The 593-nt window shown below is 40.8% G+C and carries 1 protein-coding gene; it reads left to right on the top strand.

The annotated features are described in order from the left end of the window. The coding region (locus WKT13_RS13320) for an IS982 family transposase (protein ID WP_340324234.1) at positions 1–593 on the top strand (593 nt) is incomplete at both ends.

Genomic DNA, 593 nt, shown 5'->3' with positions numbered 1-593 from the left:
GGCATCTTTTTCCAAAGGTTGTTTCTTATAACCGTTTTGTTGAACTGGAAAAAGAGGTGGCTATCCCTCTGGCTCTGTTTATCAAGAAGGTGCTTTTGGGCAAGTGCACAGGCATCAGTTTCGTTGACAGTACCCCCTTACGGGTATGCAAGAACCAGAGAATCCATATCCATAAAACGTTCAAGGGAATAGCACAAAGAGGAAAATGTTCAATGGGCTGGTTCTTCGGATTCAAACTGCATCTGATATGCAATGAGTGTGGAGAGCTTCTGAATTTCATGATTACTCCCGGAGATGTGGATGACCGTAAATCTCTTGAAGACAAGTCTTTTGTGGAATTTATCTATGGGAAGCTTGTTGGTGATAAAGGATACATCGGCAAGAACCTATTTGAAAGACTATTCGTTGACGGCATACAACTTATAACCAAACTGAAAAGCAATATGAAAGGATCATTGATGCCACTTTCAGACAAATTACTCCTCAGGAAACGAGCCATTATCGAAACCGTCAATGACGAACTCAAAAATATAGCACAAGTGGAACATTCAAGGCATAGAGCCTTTGATAACTTTATCGTCAACCTTCTTTCC

Source organism: Prevotella sp. HCN-7019, from assembly GCF_037890215.1.
GTDB lineage: Bacteria > Bacteroidota > Bacteroidia > Bacteroidales > Bacteroidaceae > Prevotella.
This window is presented reverse-complemented; position numbering and strand designations above follow the sequence as displayed.